This is a genomic window from Candidatus Solincola tengchongensis, assembly GCF_015711935.1.
Lineage (GTDB): Bacteria > Actinomycetota > Geothermincolia > Geothermincolales > RBG-13-55-18 > Solincola_A > Solincola_A tengchongensis.
Genome location: NZ_JACVJJ010000004.1, coordinates 1 through 3,318, shown reverse-complemented (window position 1 = coordinate 3,318; position 3,318 = coordinate 1). Strand labels below are relative to the sequence as shown.

The 3,318-nt window shown below is 64.5% G+C and carries 4 protein-coding genes; all 4 read right to left on the bottom strand.

Annotated elements, in window-relative coordinates; translation table 11 throughout:
• Nucleotides 1-1,641 (bottom strand): serine/threonine-protein kinase (locus H7007_RS00070; RefSeq protein ID WP_287152438.1); only part of this gene is annotated, 1,641 nt, incomplete at its 3' end.
• Between the two features lie 200 nt (nucleotides 1,642-1,841).
• Complete coding sequence (locus tag H7007_RS00065) at nucleotides 1,842-2,162, bottom strand: FHA domain-containing protein (protein ID WP_287152437.1); 321 nt, start codon at nucleotides 2,160-2,162, stop codon at nucleotides 1,842-1,844.
• A gap of 53 nt (nucleotides 2,163-2,215) precedes the next feature.
• Nucleotides 2,216-2,623 (bottom strand): NIL domain-containing protein, encoded by a 408-nt coding sequence (locus H7007_RS00060; protein WP_287152436.1) that lies wholly within the window; start codon nucleotides 2,621-2,623, stop codon nucleotides 2,216-2,218.
• Nucleotides 2,624-3,318 (bottom strand): homocysteine biosynthesis protein (locus H7007_RS00055; RefSeq protein WP_287152435.1); only part of this gene is annotated, 695 nt, incomplete at its 5' end.

The following is a 3,318-nucleotide window of genomic DNA, read 5'->3' as shown; positions in this document are numbered from 1 at the left end:
GGAGCAGAGGGAATAGAACACCGCGCTCCCGGCCAGCGCCAGCCACAGGCCCCAACCCGTGCCCGCCAGCGCCTGTCCCGGCGAAAGGCCCGGCGCCCTATGGTAGCCCAGGCCAGCGATGACCCGCAGGCCCAGAAAGACCATCACGGTCAGGAGCGCCAGGAGGGACATGACCCTCATGGCTCCCACCCATTTTTTGGGCTGCACCATCCCCAGGGCCAGAAGGGCGTCACAACCCGCCACCAGCGTGGCCAGGCCGGAAAACAGCATCCCTTCCGGGAAGGAGATCCCCGCCATGCTGCGCAGGGGGTTGAGGGCCTTTCCTATCCAGGGGAACAGGGTGGAGACGACCAGCAGCGCGGCCAGGGCGGGGATGTAGAAGGCCAGCCGCCTCGCTCTGCCGGGGAAGGCGAACTCGCCGGAATCCGCTACCCATTGCCCCCGGGCCAGCGGATCTTCGTGCAGCGCAGCGGCGGTAAAGGGTCGGGCGCGAACCTCGCTTCCCGCCGCGCTTTCCCCTTTCCCGCTCCGGGAAAGGTCCTCCCGAGAACTGTAATTGTCATATACTGGTAAATAGGTCCGGGGTCCGGCTTCCGCGGCCGCGGTGCCGACCGCCGCCGTCACGGCCTCCGCCTTACCGCTGCCCGATTCCTCCAGGGGATGGTCGGAATAGATGCGGCTGATGAGCTCTTTCCACCCACGGTCACGGCGGAAGTCATATCCACCTCCGGGCGCATCCAGGTCCAGCCGCACCTCTCGCGCCGCCTCCAGCTCGCTCATAAGGGCCCGCTTCTTGTCGAAGGGCTCCTTCTCGCCAGATTCCATCCCCAACTCCGAGCGCACCTTCATGAGGTCGGCCTTGAGCTCGTCCATGCTCCCGTACCGCAGCGAGGGTTCCTTTTGGAGGGCTCGGTGGACGGCTCGCTCCAGGGTGGGCGGAAGGCCCTCGACTAACTCGGACAGGGATCGCGGTTCCTCGGTGGCCACGCGGTAGATAATGGCAAAATCGTTCTCCGCATCGAAGGGCCGCTGCCCGGAGAGCATCTCGTACATGGTGACCCCAAGGGCGAAGATGTCCACCCTGTAGTCGTAAGGCCTGCCCAATATGACCTCCGGCGCGATGTAGTTGGGAGTGCCCATGATGACGTCGGTGTGGGTGCGGTCGCTCACCCGTATCATCTTGGCGATACCGAAATCCGCAACCTTGATGTTCCCGTTCTGGAGGACGAAGATGTTGTCGGGTTTCACGTCGCGATGGACGATGCCCTGCCGGTGCGCGTATCCCAGGGCCTCACAGACCATGGGGGCGATGCTCATGACCTCCTCGGGTGAAAGGCGGCGCTCCGTCAGCACCTCCCGCATGGTCTTGCCCTCCAGGTACTCCATGACTATGAACTGGCGGTCCCCCGAGAGGATGATGTCGTGCACGGTGAGGATGTGCGGGTGGGTCAGCCTTGCCGCCGCCTTGGCCTCCTGGCGGAACCTCTCCCGCACCTCGGCCTTCTCCTCATCACTCAGGTAATCGGGGACGCTCAGTTCCTTAAGGGCCACATCCCTCTCCAGGAGCGTGTCATGGGCCAGGTACACCCGGCCCATGGCCCCCCGCCCTATCTCCCTCAAGATGCGGTATCGTTCCTCCATCGCTCCACCCGGAACGCTAACGGACAAGTCCGGCTTTCTCGCGCCGGGAAGGACCCCGAACCCTTCCCGTCGACATTATTCTATCGACACCACCCGCCCCGTACCTTATAACCGGGCAGCGCGGAACGCGCCCGTTCAAAGAAAAAGGCACCCCGTCCGGCCGAGGTTGCAAGACCCGGCCGGAGGGGGCACCGCATCCCTCAGGCCCGGAAGACGAGCTTCAGCGTTCCCATGTAGATCTCGTCCCCGTCCGCCAGAGGCCGCGGTTCGAAGGCCTCCAGCTTCTCCCCGTTGACGTGGGTGTAATTGGTGGAGGCGAGATCCATGATGTAATAGCGCCCTCCCCCCAGGCGGGTGATCTTGGCGTGCCTCCTTGAGACCCCGGCATCCAGCGCCCCGAAAGGCGCGAGGTCGATGTCCGGGAAGGAGTGGGTGGCCGGATCCGACCTGCCCAGGGTGTATTCCGCTCTCTCTTCCAGGCTGAACACCTGGCCCGAATTCTCGAGCTCCAACTTGGCCATATCGCTATTTTACCAGCATCGCGCCGAAGGAGGGCACTGGAAACGCCCTCTCGTCAGTAATGTATCTCCATCGCCCGCGGGGGACAGGCCCTTACGCAGAGCTCGCAGGCCACGCAGTCGTCCTCCGCGAACCTCACCTCCCACGTCTCCCGGTCCAGCCTCAGCGCCTCCGTCGGGCATACCGCCAGGCAGGCCCCGCAATGCGTGCACCGCTCCTCGTTTCGCCTGACGTCCTGGGAGAGGGGCTGGATCTCCACGCCGCAGGAGCGGAGGTACTCCAGACCGCGGTCGTAATCCGCCTCCTCCCCGGTCACCTCCAGAACCAGAAGGCCTTCCTCGCGAGGGGTGATGGAGGCCTTGAGAATGTTGAAGTCCAGGTTGTAATCCCGCACCAACTTGCTCACTATTGGCTTGTCCACCTGCTCGTGGGGAAAGTGCAGTACTATTTTGTGTCGCACCATTCAGCCCACCCCCTTATCCCTCGCCGCGCAGGGAAGGAGCTCCACAGGCTCGCTGAGAAAGAACCTCCCCTCACATATCCAACCCTTCAGGGTCTCGGCTATCTCCCTCGCCCTGCTGTAGCTGGACAGCGGAGCGGTGGGAACCTCTTTGCCCTCCACCACGATGCGCCCGCTCTTCAACTCCGCGTAGGTGACCTCCCCCAGCACGCGTCCCGTTCCCTGGGGATAATCCACGGAGTAGTCCACCACCGGGGCCTTGAGGTCGGAATCGCGCACCGCGGCGTGTCGCACCACCTCCTCGTCAAGCACCGGAATGGGGATGCCGATGCCCACCGCCAGAGTGGCCCCATAACCGAGGATGGAATACCCGGTCAGGTAACGCGGTTTCATCCCACGCAGGTCTCCGATGACGGCGATGGTCCCTGCGGGACGGGTGGGCGTGCCGTTGGCGGCGCGGGGCACGTCGGTGTTGTGCTGCGTGCCGTGCCAGGCCACGTAACCCACGCCCCCGCCCAGGAAGATGCGCGTCCCGACGCCGATGGTGCGGAACAGGGGATCATTGAGCAGCGGCGAGAGCTGGCCCGCGCTGCAGTAGTTGGCGTTCCCCAGGTTGGGCCGCAGCACCCCCATGTAGGTGTAGATGACCCGGTCGGAGAGGTTCACGGCCACGTTGTAGTTCTGGTAGGCGTTGCGCG

Bases quoted from the DNA above. Each gene is read 5' to 3' on its own strand.
- H7007_RS00060 (WP_287152436.1), bottom strand. From the start codon at position 2,623: ATGGTGCGACACAAAATAGTACTGCACTTTCCCCACGAGCAGGTGGAC.
- H7007_RS00065 (WP_287152437.1), bottom strand. From the start codon at position 2,162: ATGGCCAAGTTGGAGCTCGAGAATTCGGGCCAGGTGTTCAGCCTGGAA.